Here is a 19,159-nt window from a genome sequence, read left to right as displayed (position 1 = left end):
AGCAATGGGAAACAAAGAACTCTGGTTCGTCACCGGCAGCCAGCACCTGTACGGCCCCGAGGCGATCGAGCAGGTCGCGCAGAACTCGGCCGACATCGTGGCCGGCCTGGACGGCGCCGCCGCGATCCCGGTGACCGTGGTCGCGAAGCCGGTGCTGACCACGCCCGAGGAGATCCGGCGGGTCCTGCTGGAGGCGAACTCGTCCGACGAGTGCATCGGCGTGATCGCCTGGATGCACACGTTCTCGCCCTCGAAGATGTGGATCGCCGGGCTCGGCGCCCTCCAGAAGCCGCTGCTGCACCTGCACACGCAGCACAACCGCGACCTGCCGTGGGCCGACATCGACATGGACTTCATGAACCTGAACCAGGCCGCCCACGGCGACCGCGAGTTCGGGTACATGCTCACGCGCCTGCGCCACCGCCGCAAGACCGTCGTCGGCCACTGGGGCGACCCGAAGGTCCAGGAGCGCGTGGGCGGCTGGGCCCGCGCCGCCCTGGGCTGGAACGAGGTCCAGAACCTGAAGCTGGTCCGCTTCGGCGACAACATGCGGTACGTCGGCGTCACCGAGGGCGACAAGGTCGAGGCGCAGATCCGCCTCGGCGTCGAAGTGAACACGTACGGCGTCAACGAGCTGGTCGAACGCGTCGCGTCCATCGAGGACAAGGCCGTCGACGAGCTGGCCGCGGTCTACGAGGCCGACTACGACGTGGTCCCCGAGCTCCGCGCCGGCGGCGCCCGCCACGAGTCGCTGCGCGACGCGGCCCGCATCGAGCTGGGCCTGCGCTCGGTCCTGGAGGAGCACGGCGCGAAGGCGTTCACCGACACCTTCGAGGACCTCGGGAAGCTCAAGCAGCTCCCGGGCATCGCGGTGCAGCGCCTCATGGCCGACGGCTACGGCTTCGGCGGCGAGGGCGACTGGAAGACCGCGGTCCTGGTGCGCCTCATGAAGGTCATGGCGACCGGCCTCGACGGCGGCACGTCCTTCATGGAGGACTACACCTACAACCTCGGGTCCGAGACCCCGCAGATCCTCGGCGCGCACATGCTCGAAGTGTGCCCGACGATCGCGTCCGAGAAGCCCAAGGCGGAGATCCACCCGCTCGGCATCGGCGGCAAGGAGGACCCGGTCCGCCTGGTCTTCACCGCCCCGCCCGGCCCGGCCCTCATGGTCGGCCTGCTCGACCTCGGGACCCGGCTGCGCCTGGTCGCGAACGAGGTCGACGCGGTCGAGCCCGACGAGGACCTGCCGAACCTGCCGGTCGCGCGCGCCGTGTGGGTGCCGCGCCCGGACCTCCAGACCTCGGCCGAGGCGTGGCTGACCGCGGGCGGACCCCACCACACCTCGTTCACGCAGGCGTTCGGCCGCGAGGTCATGGAGGACTTCGCCGAGATCGCCGGCGTCGAGCTGGTGACCATCGACGGCGACACCAACGCCCGCGAGTTCAAGCAGGAGCTCCGCTGGAACCAGGTGTACCACCACCTCGAGGGCGGCATCTGAGCCCCTGAACAGGGACGACGTAGAGGAGGGCGGGCCCGCGGGCCCGCCCTTTTCGCATCCCTCCGGCGACGGACGCTGAATATTTGTTGTACAGGTCTTGTACAGGTACAGTACAGAGATGACCGCTGAATCAGCGGCGGCGCGGCCGCCCAAGAAGAGCACGCTCGTCGCCGAGTCCCTGCGCAGGGCCATCCTCACCGGCCGCTACCGCGACGGCCAGCTCCTCCCCGGCGAGCAGGAGCTCGCCCAGCGGTACGAGGTCAGCCGCGGCACCATCCGCAAGGTCCTCGCCCAGCTCGGCGAGGAGTCCCTCATCAACACCCGCACCGGCGTCGGCTCCTTCGTCTCCTTCGGCGGCCGGGCCCTCGACCAGCGCCTCGGCTGGGGCCGCGCGCTCGCCGGGGCCGAACTCGCCACCACCGTCCTGCGCGCCGAGATCATCGCCGACCCCGACCTCGCGGTGGGCGTCGGCGCCGCCTCCTCCCGCTTCCTCGCCCTCGACCGGGTCCGCGCCCTCCCCGACGGCACCCCCGTCTCGCTGGAACGCAGCCGCGTCCCCGCCGTCGGCGCGCTCGCGGCCGTCCCGCGCGACGGCCTCGTCGACGGCTCCCTCACCGCGACCCTCCGCGAAGCCGGACTCACCCCCGCCTCCGGCGAGCAGTGGGTCTCGGTGGCCGCGCTCGACCTCGACGACGCCGCCCACCTCGAACGCACCGCGGGCACCCTCTTCCTCCACTCCACCCGCCTCGTGCGGGACGCCGCCGGCGACTTCGTCGAGAAGGTCGTCTCCTGGCTCGACCCCGACCACTTCCGCGTCCACATCAGCTTCGGGGAGACCGCATGACCGGCGACGCACACGGCAGTGCAACCAAGAACGACACTGCATCCAAGAACGGCAGTGCAGGCCGGCACGGGACTGCTCACGGAAGCACCACCCACGACAGCACCACCCGCGACAGCACCGCCCACGACCGGGCTGTCCACGACCGTGCCCTGGGCGCGTTCGCCGGGCTCGCCCTCGGCGACGCCCTCGGCATGCCCACCCAGTCGATGTCCCCCCGCGAGATCGCCGAGGACTACGGCGACCTCGACGGCCTCGCCGCCGCCGGCCCGCGCCAGAGGATCGCCGCCGGGATGCCCGCCGGCAGCGTCACCGACGACACCGAGCAGGCCGTCCTCCTCGCCGAACTCCTCATCGAGCACGACGGGCACCTGCCCGCCGACGAGTTCGCGCGCCGCCTCCTCACCTGGGAGCGCGACATGATCGCGAAGGACTCCCTCGACCTCCTCGGGCCCTCCACGAAGGCCGCCCTCCAGCGCCTCCAGGACGGCGAGGACCCGGCCACCACCGGCCAGGGCGGGTCCACGAACGGCGCCGCGATGCGCGTGACGCCCGTCGGGATCGCCGTCCCGTTCGCGCCGCGCACGCCCTTCCTCGACGCCGTCCAGGACTCCGCGCGCATCACCCACAACTCCAGCCTCGGCCTCGCCGCCGCGGCCGCGGTCGGCGCGGCCGTCTCCGCCGCGATCGACGGCGCCACCGCCGCCGAAGCGGTCGCGATCGGCGCCGACTACGCCGACCTCGCCGAACGCCGCGCCCACTGGGCCGCCGGGGGCCGCATCGGGCCCCGCGTCCGCTGGGCCGCCGCGCTCCTCCGGGACACCGACCCCGCCGACCACGCCCGGCTCCTCATCGACCTCGTCGGCACCTCGGTCGCGGCCCAGGAGTCCGTCGTCGCGGCCCTCGCGCTCGCCGCCGCCTCCACCGACCCGTGGACGACCCTGCGCACCGCCGCCCGCGCCGGGGGCGACACCGACACCGTCGCGGCCATGGCCGGGGCCGTCCTCGGCGCCGTCCACGGCGCCGCCGCCTGGCCCGCCGACGCCCTCGCGGTCGTCCAGGACCGCAACCGCCTCGACCTCGCGTCCCTGTGCACCGGCCTCCTCGCCGTCCGCGAGCGCCGCCGGATCTGAACGCCCCCTCGCCCGTTCCATTCAACGAAGACTGGAGTCCGACCATGACCACCACCGACGCCGCCCCCGGCGGCTCGCTCACCGCGATCGAGCAGCGCGGCATCGAACCCGTGCCCGACGGGGAGCGCAACGGCAACGCCTTCCAGCTGTTCTGGGTGTGGTTCGCCGCCAACATCTCCGTCCTCGGCCTGCCGCTGGGCGCGACCCTGGTCGCGCTCGGCCTGAACATCTGGCAGGCCGTGGTCGTGGCCGCGATCGGCGCCTTCGGGTCGTTCGCGCTCGTCGGCATCGTGTCCGTCGCGGGCCGCCGCGGGGGCGCGCCCTCGATGACGCTCTCGCGCGCCGTGTTCGGCGTCCGCGGCAACGCCGGGCCCACGCTCGTGTCGCTCCTGTCGCGCCTGGGCTGGGAGACCGTCAACACCACGACCGCCGCGTTCGTGCTCCTCTCGCTGTTCTCCCTCGCCGCGGGGGAGGAGATCGCCGCCAAGGACGCGCCGGTGCTGACGCTCGTCGCGATCGGCCTGTTCGTGGTCTGCACGCTCCTGGTCTCCGGGCTCGGCCACGCCGCGATCCTCGTCATCCAGCGGTGGGCCACCTGGATCTTCGGCGCGCTCAACCTCGTCGTGGCCGCGTTCCTCATCGCCACCGTCGACTGGGACGCCGTCACCGCGACCGCCGCCGGGTCCTGGTCCGCGGTCCTCCTCGGCATCGGCACCATCGCCGCCGGCACCGGTATCGGCTGGGCCAACGCGGGCGCCGACATGGCCCGCTACCAGAAGACCTCCGTCAAGGCCGCGCACCTGGTCGCCTCCAGCGCCGCGGGCGCGGGCGTCCCGCTGCTGCTGCTCATCGCGCTCGGCTCGCTGCTGACGGCCGGGAGCCCCGACCTCGCGACCGCGCCCGACCCGGTCGCCGCGATCCGCGCGATGCTCCCGGCCGGGATGGCCGTGCCGTACCTCATCGCCGCGTTCGGCGGGCTGCTGCTCTCCAACCACCTGTCGGTGTACTCGGCGGGCCTGACGACGCTGACGCTCGGCGTGCGCATCAAGCGCGTGTACGCGGTCACGGTGGACGTGGTCGTCACGTTCCTCGGCTCGATCTACTTCATGCTCATCGCCGGGGACTTCTACGGGCCGTTCATCACCTTCATCTCGCTGCTGGCCGTCCCGATCACCGCGTGGCTCGGCGTGTTCCTCGTCGACATGCTCAAGCGCCGCACCTACGACCCGGCCGCGCTCATGGACGTGCGCCGCACCAGCGCGTACTGGTACCGCGGCGGCATCGAGCGGCGCGCCACCGGGGCCTGGCTGCTCGCGATCGTCCTCGGGTACGTGATGCGCGGCATCGGCCAGGACGGCATCGCGTGGATCGTCACCTTCGCGGCCGCCGCCGTGCTGTACTTCGCGCTGGGCGGCGCGAAGCCGGCCCGGAAGGAGCCCGTGGCATGAGCGGCCGCGTCGTCTACACCGGCAATGTGATCGTCGACATCGGACTCGCGATCGGCGCGATGCCCGAACCCGGGGGCGACGTGATCGCCTCCTCTTCGCAGATCACGGCGGGCGGCGGCTTCAACGCGATGACCGCCGCGGCTCGCGACGGCGCGCCGGTGCTGTATGCGGGGCAGTACGGGACGGGGCCGTTCGGGTCGATCGTGCGTGAGGCCCTGCACGGCTTCGCGGTCGCGGGGCCGGGCCTGAGCGACCTCGACAGCGGCTACAGCATCGTCCTCGTCGACGACAGCGCCGAGCGGACGTTCGTGACCTATGTGGGGGCGGAAGGCCAACTGCGCCTTGCGGACCTGCGACTAGTGTCTGTGGAAGTGGAAGACATTGTCGTGGTCTCGGGCTACGGCCTCGCCCACCCGGTGAACGCCGAGGCCCTGACCGCCTGGCTCCCGGGGCTTCCGGAGGCCCTGCGGGTCGTCCTCGACCCGTCCCCGCTGGTCGCCGACCTCCCGCCCGGCGTCCTCGGCGCGGCGCTGGCGCGCACGGACGTGCTCAGCGCCAACGCGAGGGAGACCCGCCTGCTGACCCCGGCCCTCGCCGACGCACCGCTCGCGGACCGCGCCGCCGCCCTGCGGCCGCGCCTGCGCCCCGGCGGCACCGTGATCGCCCGCGACAACAGCGAAGGCGCCTGGATCGCCGACGACCAGGGAGTCCGCCTCGTGCCCGGCTTCCAAGTGAACGCGGTCGACACCACCGGCGCCGGCGACGCCCACACGGGCGTCCTCGCCGCCGCCCTCCTCCGAGCCGACCCGATCGACACCGCAGTCCGCCGGGCCAACGCCGCCGCAGCCCTCGCGGTCACCAAACGCGGCCCGGCCACGGCGCCCGAAGCCGCCGAGACGGACCGGCTCCTCAACGCGCGTTAAAAGCTCAAGGTTGTAGACCATCCCGAGCCCCCACCCACCCAGAGGGGAACCGCAGTCTGGGGGCGAGCATTGCCGACGGGTCCGACAAGAACCGGTCGTTCAGGCGCCCTGAAGGCGGTTTTTCACCCGATCGGGGGTGAGGAGGGCGTCCCAGGCGATCTCGGCGGCGCCGGTGAGGGGGCCCGCGTCGCCCATGGTGCCCGGGAGGATCTGCGGGGGCGCGTCGCGGCGGAAGGCCATCAGGTTCTCGGCGCACGCCGACTCGATGAGGTCGCGGCGCAGCCGGATCAGGTCCAAGCCAAGCCCTGAGAGGCTGATCGCCTCGGGGTCGAGGGCGTTCGCCAAGGCGCCCAGGCCCTTGCCGAGCGCCGCGGCGTTCGCGTCGAGTGCGGCGGCGGCCTGCGGGTCGCCGTCCTCGGCGCGGCGCAGGATCTCGCGGGCGAAATCGCGGCCCTCGACGTAGCCGGGGCGGGCGCCGAAGCGGCGGACGAGGGCGTTCGCGCCCACGTCGAGGCTCCAGCACCCGCGCACGCCGCACATGCATTCGAGCGCGGACCCGGTGAGCGGCATGTGCCCGAACTCGCCCGCGATGCCGTGCGCGCCGCGCTGGGCGTCGCCGCGCAGGAGGAGCGTGCCGCCGATGTCGAAGTCGATGTGGAAGTGCATCGCGGTCCCCGTGCCGCGCAGCGCACCCCGCCGCGCCTCGGCGAGGCCGGCGAGGCGCGCGTCGTTGTCGACCAGGGTCTCGGGCCAGTCCGCGCCGATGAGGACGTCGAGGTCCACCTCGTCCCAGCCGAGGTGCGAGATGTGCAGGCGCCGCCCGTCGCGGATCGGCCCGGACGTGGCGAAGCCGACCACCGCGAGCCGGTCGGTCGCGTGCCGCTCGATCGCGGCCCGGATCTCGGTGAACGCGTGCGGGGTCCGGTCGTGCTCGCCCCCTTCGAGTTCGGTGATCGCGCCGCCGAGTTCGACCGAGGCGAGGGTCCAGGTGTCCTCGCGGAAGTCCACCGCGAACGCCAGGGGGCCTTCGGGATGCGGCACGAGCAGCGTGGTCGGCCTCCCGCGCCCGCCGGTCTCGGCCGGGACCTCGTGGAGGAGCCGGGCCTGTTCGAGCTCGCCGACGAGCGCGGCGGCGGTGTTGCGGCCGATGCCGAGGACTCGCGCGGCCTCGGCCCGGGTGAGCGGCACGGCCGCGTCGTGGACGGCGCGCAGGAGCCGGACCTGGTTGTGGGTCCTCAGGTCGGCGCTCGTCATCGTCTGCGGCATGGCTGGATTATGCCAGCCGCCCCGTATTTGTGCTTGCCGAGAACATAACTGTTGACGGCGACGGCCGGACCCTGTTATGTTCTCACCGAGAACAAAACTCCGCCGCGTCATGCGACCCGCCGCACCGCGGAGCAACGCATCGAGCAGCGCATCACGAAGCAGAGCATCACGAAGCAGAGCATCACGAAGCAACGCACCTCACCACGAACCGGGACCCCCATGTCTGACCCGCTCGCGCTCCGCCGCGCCCGCCTCGGCCTCCACGGGGCCTTCGCCACCTCCGGCTTCGTCATGGGCGCCTGGGCCGCCGCGCTCCCCGGCCTCGACGCCCGCCTCGGCCTCGGCGAAGCCCGGCTCGGGACCGCGCTCCTGCTCATCCAGCTCGTCGGCCTCGCCTCCATGGGCCTCGCCGGGCGCATCGCCGACCGCATCACCTCCCGCCGCCTCCTGCTGTGGACCGCCCCCGCCACCCAGCTCGTCCTCATCGCCCCCGCGCTCGCCCCGAACTACGCCACGCTCCTCGCCTGCGCCGCCCTCTACGGCGTCGGCGTCGGCTTCATCGAGGTCGGCATCAACGCCCACTCCGTCGAACTCGAGCAGCGCTACGGCCGCCCGATCATCTCCGCGTTCCACGGCCTGTGGAGCCTCGGCAGCGCCGCCGCCGGCGCCGCCACCTCCGTCGGCCTCGTCCTCGGCTTCGGGAACCAGGCCGTCCTCATCGCCGTCGCGGTCGTCAGCACCGCCGCCATGGCGGTCACCACCCGTCCGCTGCTGCCGCCCCGAGACACTGTGAGAGGTACTCCGACGGGCGGCGGCAGCGGCGCCCCCGCCACCGCGAAGATCGGCGCGGTCCTCCTCGCCGCGCTGTTCCTCCTCGGCCTCGGCGGCCACCTCGTCGAATCCGGCGCCATCGACTGGGCGAACCTCCACGCCGCCAACGTCCTCCGCGCCGACGACGCCCTCGCGCCCCTCTCCTACACCGTCTTCGCCGTCGCCATGACCGTCTTCCGCCTCCTCGGCGACCCCATCCGCGCCCGCCTCGGCCCCGGCCGCACCCTCCTGTGGGCCGGCGCCCTCGCCGTCCTCGGCTACGCCCTCGTCCTCGCCTCCGCCGCCGCGCCCGGCGGCGGCCTCCCGCTCGCCTGGACCGGCTGGGCCCTCGCCGGCACCGGCATCGCCGTCATGGTCCCCGTCCTGTTCAGCGCCATCGGCCAGGCCGGAGGCACGCCCTCGAACGTCGCCCTCATCTCCATGTCCGGCTCCACCGGCCTCCTCATCGGCCCCGCCGCCATCGGCTACCTCGCCGAAGGCACGGACCTGACGGTCGGACTCCTCGTCCCCGCCGGCCTCGCCGTGTTCATCGCCGTGGGCGGCCCGCTCACCATGCGCCGCCTGGCGCGACGGGCACCACACCCCGCGCCCGTCGCGCCCGCGCCCCCCGCTCACGTATAGTTGCCAGCGCACGAAGGGGAGTAGCTCCCAACGCTGCGGTCGACACACTGGCCCCGCGAGCGCACGAACGGCTCGCGAGCTCCGCGAGGAGCAGGCCCGGCCGCACGGCCTCGGTCCCCGGGGCGAGCGAGACCTTCGACCAAGGCCGTACGGCCGGGTCGAGGTCGCCGTGTCCCCTCCTCCCGGCCTGAACACTGGGAGGATCACCCGCAATGGAAGCACTGCTCATCGCCGCCGGCGTCGCCTTCGGCGCCATCTTCGTCGGCGAACTCGGCGACAAGAGCCAGCTCATGGCCCTCACCTTCGCCACGAAGTACCGCCTCCGCACCGTCGTCCTCGGACTCGTCATCGCCATCGGCGCGCTCATCGGGCTCTCCGTGGGCGTCGGCGCCGCCGTCGGCAACCTGCTGCCCACCGACTGGATCCGCCTCGCCGCCGCCGTGATGTTCATCGGCTTCGGCCTCTGGGGCCTGCGCGGCGGCCAGGACGACGAGGACGACGACGGCCCCGTCAAGGAGCGCCGCTCCGGCCTCCTCACCGTCATCACCGCCATGTTCCTCGCCGAGTTCGGCGACAAGACCATGATCATCGGCATGGGCCTGGGCTCCAGCTACAACGGCTGGGGCGTGTGGATCGGCGGCACCCTCGGCATGCTCGCCGCCGACCTCCTCGCGGTCTTCGCCGGCGCCTGGGTCGCCAAGCGCATCCCCGAGAAGGTCGTCCGCTACGTCTCCTCCGGGCTGTTCCTCGTCATCGGCGTCCTGCTGGGCGTCGAGGCCGTGACGGCGCTGGCGGGATAAGCTGGCGGTCATGCCGAAAACGGACGAGATCGTGGACACCGCCGTCATCTACACCGACGGGGCCTGCTCCGGCAACCCCGGCCCCGGCGGATGGGGCGTGTACTTCCAGTGGGGCGGCCACGAGAAGGAGCTGTACGGCTCCGACAAGGCCACCACCAACAACCGCATGGAGCTCATGGCCGCCATCCAGGCCCTGGAGTCCCTGAAGCGGCCCATGAAAGTGGTGCTGTACACCGACTCCTCGTACGTGCGCAACGGCATCATGACCTGGATGCACGGCTGGAAGCGCAACGGCTGGGTCAACTCCAAGAAGGAGCCGGTCAGGAACGCGGACCTGTGGCGGCGCCTCGACGAGGCCGCCGCCCGCCACGAGGTCGACTGGCGCTGGGTCAAGGGCCACGCCGGCGACCCCGGCAACGAGCGCGCCGACAAGCTCGCCTGCCAAGGCCGCGACGAGGCCGCCGGGCGCCGCTGAGCCCGGTCCCGGGCCGTGACCGACGGCCCACAGCGGGCCCGGCCCGCACCGCCGATCCCAGATGAGAATGGAATGATCACCACCATGAGCGACCAGGTACCGTCCCGCTTCTCCGGAGGCGTCGACCTCAGCACCCTCGCCGCCGCCGCGCAGGCGCAGCAGGCATCGGCCCAGGCCGCGCCCGGCGGCGCGGGCGTCCTCGCGATCGACGTCACCGACGCCACTGTCCAGACCGAGGTCCTGGAGCGCTCGCTCGACGCGCTCGTGGTCGTCGCGTTCTGGGCCGACCAGGTCCCCGAGAGCCTCCAGGTCCGCGACGTCCTCGGCCGGCTCGCCGGCGAGGCGGGCGGCGCGTGGGTGTACGCCCGCGCCGACGTCCTGGAGAACCAGCAGCTCGCCGCCGCGCTCCAGCTCCAGGCCCTCCCGGCCGTCGTGGCCCTCGCCCAGGGCCGCCCGCTCGACCTGCTCCAGGGCCCGCAGTCCGAGCAGGCCCTGCGCCAGTGGATCGGGCGCATCACCCAGGCCGCGGGGCTCGACGTCCCGCAGCCGGCCGACCCGGAGCTCGCGAACGCCGAGAACCTCATGGTCGAAGGCGAACTCGACGCCGCCGAGGCCGCCTACGACAAGTACCTCAAGAACCACCCGGCGTCCGGCGAGGCCGAGGCCGGGATCGCGCAGGTGCGCATGCTCCGTCGCGTCGGTACCGTGCCCGACAACGCGATCGAGCTCGCCGACGCCGCCCCGGACGACATCGACGCGGCCCTCGCCGCGGCCGACGTCCAGCTCCTGTCGGGCCAGGCCGAGGCCGCCTACGACCGCCTCATCAAGCTGGTGGCCAAGAACTTCGGCGAGGAGCGCGAGCGCGTCCGCAAGCGCCTCGTGGAGCTGTTCACCGTCGCGGGCGCCGACGACCCCGCCGTGGGCAAGGCCCGCCGCAAACTCAGCGCCGTCCTCTTCTAACGCCGGAATACAAGCGCCACAATCGAATTCGGACCTCCGCGGCAATTCCCGGCCGCGGAGGTCCGTCCTTTCGGAGGAGGTAGATCACCTGGTGCCGCGGCGTTCCCTGTGCCAAGCTAGCGGGACAGCGTAATGGTGGGAGGTGAGCGGTGCCGGCGACTCGGACGAGACGCGTGGCCGTCCTCGACGCGCCCTCGAACCTCGGCCTCCGGCCGCCCACCCCGCACACCGTCCCCGGCGCCGCGAAAGCCCCTGGGGCCCTTCGGGACCACCGGCTCGTCTCGCGTCTGAACGCCCTCGACGCCGGCTGCCTCACCCCGCCGCGCTTCGACGCCTCCCCCTGGCGCCCCGGCGACGGCGTCGGCCAGGCCAAGGCCATCGCCGAGTACACGCGGCGCCTCGCCGACCGCGTCGAGCGCCTGTGGCAGGAGCGGCGCTTCCCGCTCGTCCTCGGCGGCGACTGCTCGATCCTCCTCGGCTCGGCCCTCGCCGCCCGCCGCCGCACCGAGCGCGACCGCAAGGCCCGCGGCCTCGTCTTCATCGACGCCCACTCCGACTTCCGCCACCCCGGGAACTCCCAGTACGTCGGCGCCGCCGCCGCCGAAGAGCTCGCGCTCGCCACCGGCCGCGGCCAGCCCGACCTCACCGACATCGGCGGCCTGCGCCCCTACGTCGACACCGACCACCTGGTCATGCTCGGCCTGCGCGCCGACGACCCCCACCGGGTCGAACTGGAGGCCACCGGGATCGCGCTGCGCACCGTCCCGGCCCTGCGCGCCGGGGGCGTCGGCCGCAGCGCCGAATGGGCCCTCGACGCGCTCGGCGAGGTCGCCACGTTCTGGCTCCACGTCGACGTCGACGTCCTCGACCCCTCGGTCATGCCCGCTGTCGACGGCCCCGCGCCCGGCGGGATCTCCCTGGGCGAACTCAGCCAGATCGTCGCCACCTGCGCCGCCGACGACCGTTGCTCCGGCATGGACCTCACCGTCTTCGACCCCGACTACGACCCCGACGGCGAGTACGCGAAGGCCCTCACCGACCTCCTGGTGGAAGCCCTGCAATAGCGCTGTCGAAGCCCTTCAGTAGCGCGTTCCCAGCGCCCTCCTCCAGGCGCCAATCGCGCGAAACCCCTGAACCGCGGCCCCGATTCCGGTACTGCTGGTAGGTGCACCCGGAGGAGGAGCGCCCATGGCACCGACCGCGACGCACCGCAGGCGCTGGACCCTCGCCGCCGCCGGAGTGCTCGTGTTCGCCGCGCTCGCCGCCCTCGCGGTGGTCCTCATCGCCCGCGCCGCCGCGCCCGAACCCGTGTACATCGCCGTCGCCGGCGACCTCGGCGGCGACGACACCACCCGGATCGAGACCGACCTGCTCCCGGGCGTGCGCCTCGCCGTCGACCGCCTCAACGACGCGGGCGGCATCGCGGGCCGCACCGTCGAGATCCTCGCCTACGACGACGGCGGCGACCCGCTCGAGGCCAAGCGCAACGCCGAGGCGATCGCCGCCGACGGCCGCGCGCTCGCCGTCATCGGCCACACCACCACCGACCCGTCCATCGCCGCGTCCCCGGTCTACGCCGCCGGCGGCATCCCCGCGATCAGCCCCTCCGCCACCGGCGACGACCTCACCGCGGACCGGCCCTGGTACTTCCAGGGGATCTTCGACAACACGCAGCAGGGCGCCTTCCTCGCCGCCTACGTGGAGGCCGTCCTCGGGCTCGACCGGGCCACGATCGTGTGGGGCGACGACCGGTACGGCAGCGACGTCCACGGCGGCTTCACCTCCGCGTTCACCGGGACCGCCACCGACACCGCGATCGACCTCGCCGGGGACACCGACGCCGCGCTCGACGCCGCCGCCGCCGCGATCGCCGCCGACCCCGACCGCGGCGCGATCGTCCTGGGCCTGCGGCCCGACACCGCCGGGCGGCTCATCCCGGCACTGCGCGCCGCCGGGGTCACCGAGCCGGTCATCGGCGGCGACAAGCTCAGCTCCGAGGCGTTCACCGCCGAGGTCCACGACGCGCTCACCGCGGGCGGCGCCGACGAGGCCGCGCTGGCCGCGCCCGTGTACGCGACCGCGCCGGTGCTCACCGACTCGCTCTCCGGTGGGGCGCTGGAGTTCTTGCTCGCGTTCGTGCGCACCCACGGGTACGTCCCGGACTGGCCCGCCGTCACCGGCAGCGACGCCGTCACGCTCATCGCCCGCGGCCTCGCGGGGGCGAGCCTCGAACCGGGCGACCGCGCTGCCGACCGCGAGCTCCTGCGCGACGCGTGGGCCGCGACCGACTCGCCCGAGACCGCGGTCGCGGGCCTGACCGGGCCGCTGTACTTCGACGACCGGACGCTGGTGCGGCCGGTCCGCATGGGCGTCTTCAGCGGGACCCGCCCGGTCTCGGCGCCGGTGCAGCTCGTCCCGTACGAGCCCGTCGCCGGGCGGGAACTGGCCGCCGACGGCACCGTGGTCGAGTTCGAGGAGGAGGTCCTCGTCCCGTCCCAGATCGTCAGCACCGGCGTGAACATCAACGAGATCCGCGACCTCGACACGCAGGCGGGGACGTTCTCGGCGGACATGTTCATATGGTTCAACTACACCGGCGGCGACGACGTGCTCGACGTGTGGTTCCCCAACTCCGCCGACAAGAGCCTGTCGCTCGGGGACCCGTTGGAGGCCAAGCAGGTCGGGGAGAGGAAGTACCGGCTGTACCACGTGGAGGGGACCTTCAAGGCGGAGCTGGAGTTCCGGCGGTTCCCGTTCGACGTGCAGCACCTGCCGATCGTGCTCCAGAACCGGACCCTGCCCGACAGCAGCGTGGTCTACGTCCTCGACGCCGCCGTGCGCGCCCAGTCCCAGGCCGAGCGGCTGGCGAGCGCGGGCGACGCGAGCGCGACGATCGACCGTATCCCGAACTGGCGGGTCGACCAGGCGCTGTTCACCGCCGAGACCGTCGGCACCACCGCGAACATGGGCGACCCGAGCGCGGACGCGGCGGGCGGGCTCTACTACAGCCAGTTCGTGACCGACCTCCAGGTGCGGCGGGACGTGGGCGGGTTCCTGGTGAAGAACCTGCTGCCGCTGTGCCTGCTGGTGATGGCGACGTACGTGTCGCTGTTCCTCGGGTACGACGCGGTGACCTCGCGGGTGTCGATGGCGATCACCGGCATCCTCTCCAGCGCCGTCATGCTCAACTCGGTCACCGGGGTGCTCCCGGCGATCAGCTACACCGTGGCGATCGAGTGGCTGTACTACCTGTTCATCCTGATCTGCGTGGGCCTGCTGGTGATCGACCTCGTCGGCTCCTCCTGGGCCGCGAAGGGCCGCAAGCGGCGCCTGAAGTGGCTCACGATCGGCTCCCGGATCGCCTATCCCGCGGTGGTCGTCGGTGCGGCGCTGACCTACTGGATCGTCTTCGCCTGACCTGTGCGGATAAATGTGTTGGCCTTTCGCTCTCGCGCATAGGAACATGGACAGCGCAACCGGGCCCGTTGTCCACAGTGTACCCTTCGAGAGGAGCCCCTCATGTCATTCACCGACCTCGAGTCCAAGGCGGCTCCGATCCGCCTGTGGGGCGACGTCGACGCCGTCGAGCCCCAGGCGAAGGGCCAGCTGTACAACATCGCGAAGCTCCCATGGGTGCACGGCGTGGCGGTCATGCCCGACGTCCACTACGGGATCGGCGCGACGGTCGGCTCGGTCATCGCGATGCGCGGCGCGGTCTCCCCGGCCGCGGTCGGGGTCGACATCGGTTGCGGCATGACCGCGCAGCGGACGTCGCTGACCGCCGAGGACCTGCCCGACGACCTGGGGCACCTGCGTTCGAAGATCGAGGCCGCGATCCCGGTCGGCCAGGCGATGCACAAGAGCTCGGTCGACACCGGCCACCTCAAGACCGGCCTGCACGGCTGGCACGAGTTCTGGTCCGGCTTCGGCGAGCTCGCCCAGTCCCCGGCCCGCCGGGCCGAGGCGAAGGCGGCGAAGCAGCTCGGCACGCTGGGCGGCGGCAACCACTTCATCGAAGTATGCCTATCTGACGATGGGCAGGTGTGGCTCATGCTCCACTCCGGCTCCCGGTACATCGGCAACGCCCTCGCCCAGCACCACATCGAGAAGGCCAAGGGTCTGCCGCACAACACGGACCTGCCCGACCCCGACCTCGCGGTGTTCATCGCCGACACGCCCCAGATGGAGGCGTACCGGCGCGACCTGTTCTGGGCGCAGGAGTACGCCCGCCGCAACCGGGCCGTCATGATGGCGCTGCTGCGCCAGGTCGTCAAGAAGAAGTTCCAGAGGGCCCGCTTCGAACCCGAGATCTCCGTCCACCACAACTACGTCGCGGAGGAGACCCACGACGGCCTGGAGCTCCTGGTGACCCGCAAGGGCGCCATCCGGGCCGGGCTGGGGGACATGGGGATCATCCCCGGGTCGATGGGCGCTTCGAGCTTCATCGTGCGCGGCCTCGGCAACGGCGCCGCCTACGAGTCCGCGTCGCACGGCGCCGGCCGCAGGATGAGCCGCACCGCCGCCCGCAAGCGGTTCACGGCCGAGGACCTCATCGCCCAGACCGAGGGCGTCGAGTGCCGCAAGGACCCCGGCGTCATCGACGAGATCCCCGGCGCCTACAAGGACATCGACGAGGTCATGGCCGCCCAGTCCGACCTCGTGGAGATCACCGCCCGCCTCCGCCAGGTCGTCTGCGTCAAGGGCTGAACGCCGATGAGAGGGCCGGACGCGTGTCGCGTCCGGCCCCAGTCGCCCGGCCGGGCCGATCGGGTGGGGTTGGGGGGACGTTCGGTCAGAGGGACGGTTCGGGGGCAGCGGGTTCGGTGGTGGCGAAATAGACTCGGTGCGACCGCCCCGAATACTGTGAGAGCAACTGCATGAGCGAAACCCCCGCCGCCGAGCCCGGGCCTGCTGAGGAGTCCGCGCCCCCGCCGGTCACCATGCATCCGCCGCCGTCGGTCGTCTACGTCCCTTACCCCGTGTACCCGGTGCTTCCCCAGGGCCGCATGCCTCTCGGGCCGCAGAACGGGATGGGGACGGCCGCGCTGGTGCTGGGGATCTGCGGTGTCGTGACGAGCTGGATGCCGTACCTGTGCTGCCTGGGGGTGGTCGCGGGCGTGCTCGCGATCGTGTTCGGCGGCATCGGGCTCGGGAAGGCCGAGCGCGGTGAGGCCACCAATCGCAGTTCGGCGCTCGGCGGGCTGATCTCGGGCGTCGCCGCGGTGGCGATCGCCGCGCTCATCAGCGTCGCGATCGGGTTGCTCTGACGGAGGTCAGCGCTCCGTTTCGAGGACCGCCTTGTACGGGGCGAGAAGGCCGACGGCCTTGTCGAGGGCTCCCGATTCGAGCCAGAGGTCGTGCCATTCGTTGTCGACGGGGTTCTCGGTGACGCGTTTGAGGGTGCGGCGCGCGAGGTCGCGGAGGTCGTCGGCGTCGAACGGGTGGGCGGCGAGGAGTTCGGTGATGCGCTCGGAAGGGGCGGGGGCGCCGAGGCGGACCGCGGTGAGGACCGCCGCGCCGACCGCGCCCTGGGCCTCGGGGTTCTCGACGTAGTCGAGGACCACCAGGACTTCGAGCATCGCGGCTTCGAGCCGCTCGGTGTTCGCGGCGGCGTCGTCGCCGAGTTCGGCGATGCGGTCCCAGGCGCCGTCGTTGTCGAACGGTCCGTAATCCCAAGCGCCCATCGGCTCTGCTCCTTCGCGGTGAGTGGTGACGCGATCGTATGCGCCGCCTGTGACAGTCCCCGAAAACCGGTGTCGCCGGCGGAGGCCGGGCCTTTAGGCTCGCGGCGTGGACTACACCGAATTCGCCGACCTGGATCACCGCGCCGTCGCCGGGCGCCTGCTCGCTGATGGATGGAACGTCTGCGGCATCGGGGACTGGGCCTACGTCTGGCGCTCGCCGGACGGTCGCCTCGTCGCCCGCGTGTGCGCCTTCGAGCCCGGGTACGGCGTCTTCGTCGAGTTGTGCCGCAAGCTCTCCGGGCACCCCATGCTGCCCCGCGTCGACTTCGACGCCGAGTTGAGAGGCGGCGGGCGGGTCACGGTGATGGAGGCGCTCATGCCCGCCTCCGACGAGGAGCGCGCGACCGTCACCGAGCGGTGGGACGCCGCTGAATCCGGCGATCCGGTCGCCGCCGTGCGCTCGGAGGCCGAGCGGTTGAACGCCGCAGCGGCCCAGTCGATCCCGTTCTGGGGCGGGCTCGACCGGAACCCCGGCAACGTCATGCGGCGCGCCGACGGCGGTCTCGTGCTCGTGGACCTGTTCTTCGCGGAGGGGCGCGACATCTACCGGGCCCTGACGGAGGACCCGGAGCGGGTCGCCGCCGCGTTCCCCGCCGATGAGCGGGTCTTCATCTGCGAGATCGCCGCGCTCGCCCGGCAGTCCTCACCGGAGGAGCTCGCCGCCCTGCGCGCCGCCGCCGCGTCCATCGCCTAGGCCGCGCGGCCGGTCCTCCAGCACCACGCCGCTATGCCCACCCGGTTCGCGGCGCCGAGCTTCGCCTGGATGTTCGCCACGTGCGTCTTCACGGTGCCCACCGAGATGAACAGCTCGGCGGCGATGTCCGCGTTGGTCCGCCCGTGCGCCACCAGCCGGGCCAGTTCGGTCTCGCGGGGTGTGAGCGGGTTCGGTTCCGCGCGTTCGGGTCTCGCGGGCGCGAGGTGTTCGAGGAGCCGCACCGTGACGGCCGGGCTGATGAGCGATTCGCCCGCGACGGCGGCCCGCACCGCCTCGGCGAGGAGCGCCGGGCCCGAGCGCTTCAGGATGAACCCGCAGGCGCCGGCCCGGAGCGCGGCGTGGACGTACTTGTCGTTGTCGAACGTGGTGACCACGACGACCCGGACCGGGCCGTCCGCGAGGAGCCGCGTCGCGTCGAGCCCGTCGAGCCGGGGCATCCGGACGTCGACCAGCGCCACGTCGGGCCGCAGCGACCGGGCCAGCGCCACCGCCTGCACCCCGTCGGCCGCCTCGCCCACCACGGTCATGTCCTCGTGCACGTCGATGAGGCGCCGCAGCCCGCGCCGGACGGTGTCCTGGTCGTCGGCGATGAGGACCCGGATCACGCGGCCTCCCGCGCGAGCGGCAGGGTCGCCTCGACCGCCCAGCCGCCGGACGCCGGCCCGGCGTCGAGCGCCCCGCCGAGGGCCTCCACCCGGGCGGCGAGGGCGGCCAGGCCGGTCCCGCCGTGGCCGGCGAGCCGCGGCAGCCGGTGCCGCCCGCTCCCCGTGCCCGCATCCGCGACCCGGACCCGCAGCGCGGCGCCCTCGACGGTCAGCCCGACCTCCACTCCCGTGGCGTTCGGGGCGTGCCGCCGCACGTTCGTCAGAGCCTCGGCCACCAGCCGGTAGAGGGCGTCCCCCGCTTCGCGCGAGACGCGTTGGGCCGCATCGGGGTCGAAGTCGAGGCGGACCGGGATCCGCGCGGTGCCCTCGAAGCGCCGCACCAGGTCCGGGACGTCGGCCGCGCCGTGCGTGCGGGTGCCGGGCGCGTCGGCGCCGCGGAGGACGCTCACGGTCCGGTCCATCGCGGCGAGGGCGTCGAGGCCGGCGCGTTCGATGCGTTCGAGCGCTTCGGGGGCCTGCGCGGGGTCGCCCTCGGCGCGGGTGGCCTGCGCGTCGAGGACGATGCCGGTGACGTCGTGCGCGACCAGGTCGTGCAGGTCCCCGGCGAGTGCGAGCCGTTCGTCGCGCCGCGCCGCGGCGAGGGTGCGCGCCCGGCGGGCGGCGGCGAGGCGCCGGATCGCGCCGACGCCGATCGCGGCCAGGGCGGCGAGCGTCCAGCAGCCGAGGAAGAACACGTACTCGGTCGGCGCGGCCGAGGCCGGGATCAGCATCCGCAGCGGCTGCACGCCGAGTGCGACCGTCCCCGCGGCCGCGGCGAGCACCGCACCCCCCACTGGCGCGCGGCGCACCGCGACGCCGATGAGGACGGCGAGGGCGCCGAGTTCGAGGAGGAGCCAGACGCCCGCGAGCCCGTCGAGCGGGCCGCGGTGCAGAGCCGTGCACATGAGCGAGACCGCCGCTGCCGCAAGGAGGGCGCGGCCCGACCGCCGCCACGCCGCGGCGCGGCCGGGCGCCGCGAGGGCGAGCACCGCCACCGCGGCCGGCAGGACCAAGGTCCAGGCCGCCGGGGCGAGGACGAGCAGGGCCCCGAGCGCCACGGCGGCGGCGGCGGGCCGGACGTACGGGTGGAGGCGGAATCGCGAGTCGCTGACCATGCCGGGAACCGTAGCCGCCCGCCGCACCCCGCGCCCTCTGCCGAAAGACGGATTTCGGGCTCCCGACGATCCCTCCGCCGGCCGATATCGCGGACCGGGCTCCGGAACGCATGCTGGAGCGCACGTCAACGTCCCCGAAGGA

The 19,159-nt window shown here is 73.1% G+C and carries 18 protein-coding genes; 14 read left to right on the top strand and 4 right to left on the bottom strand.

The genetic code is table 11. The features are described from left to right. Positions 1-4 precede the first annotated feature (4 nt). The 5 genes from araA to BLS99_RS03570 all read left to right on the top strand — a co-directional run bounded on the left by araA (position 5) and on the right by BLS99_RS03570 (position 5,846). A complete protein-coding gene (gene araA / locus BLS99_RS03590; protein WP_091043616.1) occupies positions 5-1,501 on the top strand; it encodes an L-arabinose isomerase in 1,497 nt (498 codons plus the stop codon). A 118-nt stretch (positions 1,502-1,619) separates the two neighbouring features. Next, positions 1,620-2,345 (top strand): GntR family transcriptional regulator, encoded by a 726-nt coding sequence (locus BLS99_RS03585; RefSeq protein ID WP_091043611.1) that lies wholly within the window; start codon positions 1,620-1,622, stop codon positions 2,343-2,345. Further along, complete coding sequence (locus tag BLS99_RS03580; RefSeq protein ID WP_091043607.1) at positions 2,342-3,475, top strand: ADP-ribosylglycohydrolase family protein; 1,134 nt, start codon at positions 2,342-2,344, stop codon at positions 3,473-3,475. The genes BLS99_RS03585 and BLS99_RS03580 overlap by 4 nt, the downstream gene beginning before the upstream one ends. A gap of 44 nt (positions 3,476-3,519) precedes the next feature. Next, complete coding sequence (locus BLS99_RS03575; RefSeq protein WP_091043603.1) at positions 3,520-4,923, top strand: purine-cytosine permease family protein; 1,404 nt, start codon at positions 3,520-3,522, stop codon at positions 4,921-4,923. Next, positions 4,920-5,846 carry a PfkB family carbohydrate kinase gene (locus BLS99_RS03570; RefSeq protein WP_091043598.1) on the top strand — a complete coding sequence of 309 codons (927 nt, stop codon included), beginning with the start codon at positions 4,920-4,922 and terminating at the stop codon, positions 5,844-5,846. Before BLS99_RS03575 ends, BLS99_RS03570 begins: the two co-directional genes overlap by 4 nt. 99 nt (positions 5,847-5,945) lie before the next feature. On the opposite strand, the gene BLS99_RS03565 is transcribed toward BLS99_RS03570, so the two are convergent. After that, positions 5,946-7,112, bottom strand: coding sequence for an ROK family transcriptional regulator (locus BLS99_RS03565; RefSeq protein WP_091043595.1), 1,167 nt, complete (start codon positions 7,110-7,112; stop codon positions 5,946-5,948). 219 nt (positions 7,113-7,331) lie between these two features. Here BLS99_RS03565 and BLS99_RS03560 point away from each other — a divergent pair, with 219 nt between their 5' ends. The 8 genes from BLS99_RS03560 (at position 7,332) to BLS99_RS03525 (ending at position 16,066) form a co-directional block, all read left to right on the top strand. After that, the gene (locus tag BLS99_RS03560) at positions 7,332-8,564 is read left to right on the top strand and encodes an MFS transporter (protein WP_091043592.1); all 1,233 of its coding nucleotides are present in this window, start codon (positions 7,332-7,334) and stop codon (positions 8,562-8,564) included. 212 nt (positions 8,565-8,776) lie between these two features. Next, the gene (locus BLS99_RS03555; protein ID WP_091043588.1) at positions 8,777-9,364 is read left to right on the top strand and encodes a TMEM165/GDT1 family protein; all 588 of its coding nucleotides are present in this window, start codon (positions 8,777-8,779) and stop codon (positions 9,362-9,364) included. Between the two features lie 10 nt (positions 9,365-9,374). Next, positions 9,375-9,839: a ribonuclease HI gene (rnhA, locus tag BLS99_RS03550; RefSeq protein ID WP_091043584.1), complete on the top strand. Its 465-nt coding sequence runs from the start codon at positions 9,375-9,377 to the stop codon at positions 9,837-9,839. A gap of 84 nt (positions 9,840-9,923) precedes the next feature. Next, positions 9,924-10,799 carry a co-chaperone YbbN gene (locus BLS99_RS03545; RefSeq protein WP_091044827.1) on the top strand — a complete coding sequence of 292 codons (876 nt, stop codon included), beginning with the start codon at positions 9,924-9,926 and terminating at the stop codon, positions 10,797-10,799. Between the two features lie 173 nt (positions 10,800-10,972). Continuing rightward, positions 10,973-11,863 (top strand): arginase family protein, encoded by an 891-nt coding sequence (locus BLS99_RS03540; protein WP_218126205.1) that lies wholly within the window; start codon positions 10,973-10,975, stop codon positions 11,861-11,863. A gap of 124 nt (positions 11,864-11,987) precedes the next feature. Continuing rightward, complete coding sequence (locus BLS99_RS03535) at positions 11,988-14,216, top strand: ABC transporter substrate-binding protein (protein WP_091043577.1); 2,229 nt, start codon at positions 11,988-11,990, stop codon at positions 14,214-14,216. 102 nt (positions 14,217-14,318) lie between these two features. Next, a complete protein-coding gene (locus BLS99_RS03530) occupies positions 14,319-15,506 on the top strand; it encodes an RtcB family protein (protein ID WP_091043573.1) in 1,188 nt (395 codons plus the stop codon). Between the two features lie 170 nt (positions 15,507-15,676). Beyond that, the gene (locus BLS99_RS03525) at positions 15,677-16,066 is read left to right on the top strand and encodes a DUF4190 domain-containing protein (RefSeq protein ID WP_143034673.1); all 390 of its coding nucleotides are present in this window, start codon (positions 15,677-15,679) and stop codon (positions 16,064-16,066) included. A gap of 6 nt (positions 16,067-16,072) precedes the next feature. Here the strand turns inward: BLS99_RS03525 and BLS99_RS03520 are convergent, their stop codons facing one another. Continuing rightward, the gene (locus tag BLS99_RS03520) at positions 16,073-16,483 is read right to left on the bottom strand and encodes a DUF4259 domain-containing protein (protein ID WP_091043565.1); all 411 of its coding nucleotides are present in this window, start codon (positions 16,481-16,483) and stop codon (positions 16,073-16,075) included. A 106-nt stretch (positions 16,484-16,589) separates the two neighbouring features. On the opposite strand from BLS99_RS03520, the gene BLS99_RS03515 reads away from it, so the two are divergent. Continuing rightward, positions 16,590-17,237 carry a hypothetical protein gene (locus BLS99_RS03515; RefSeq protein ID WP_091043561.1) on the top strand — a complete coding sequence of 216 codons (648 nt, stop codon included), beginning with the start codon at positions 16,590-16,592 and terminating at the stop codon, positions 17,235-17,237. Here BLS99_RS03515 and BLS99_RS03510 read toward each other — a convergent pair. Together BLS99_RS03510 and BLS99_RS03505 are read right to left on the bottom strand one after the other, a co-directional pair. Further along, positions 17,234-17,863, bottom strand: coding sequence for a response regulator (locus tag BLS99_RS03510; RefSeq protein WP_245712136.1), 630 nt, complete (start codon positions 17,861-17,863; stop codon positions 17,234-17,236). The genes BLS99_RS03515 and BLS99_RS03510 overlap by 4 nt on opposite strands. Continuing rightward, positions 17,860-19,017, bottom strand: coding sequence for a sensor histidine kinase (locus tag BLS99_RS03505; RefSeq protein ID WP_176953189.1), 1,158 nt, complete (start codon positions 19,015-19,017; stop codon positions 17,860-17,862). The genes BLS99_RS03510 and BLS99_RS03505 overlap by 4 nt, the downstream gene beginning before the upstream one ends. Positions 19,018-19,159 lie beyond the last annotated feature (142 nt).

This window comes from Glycomyces sambucus, from assembly GCF_900102815.1.
In the GTDB taxonomy this organism is placed as follows: domain Bacteria; phylum Actinomycetota; class Actinomycetes; order Mycobacteriales; family Micromonosporaceae; genus Glycomyces; species Glycomyces sambucus.
This window is presented reverse-complemented; position numbering and strand designations above follow the sequence as displayed.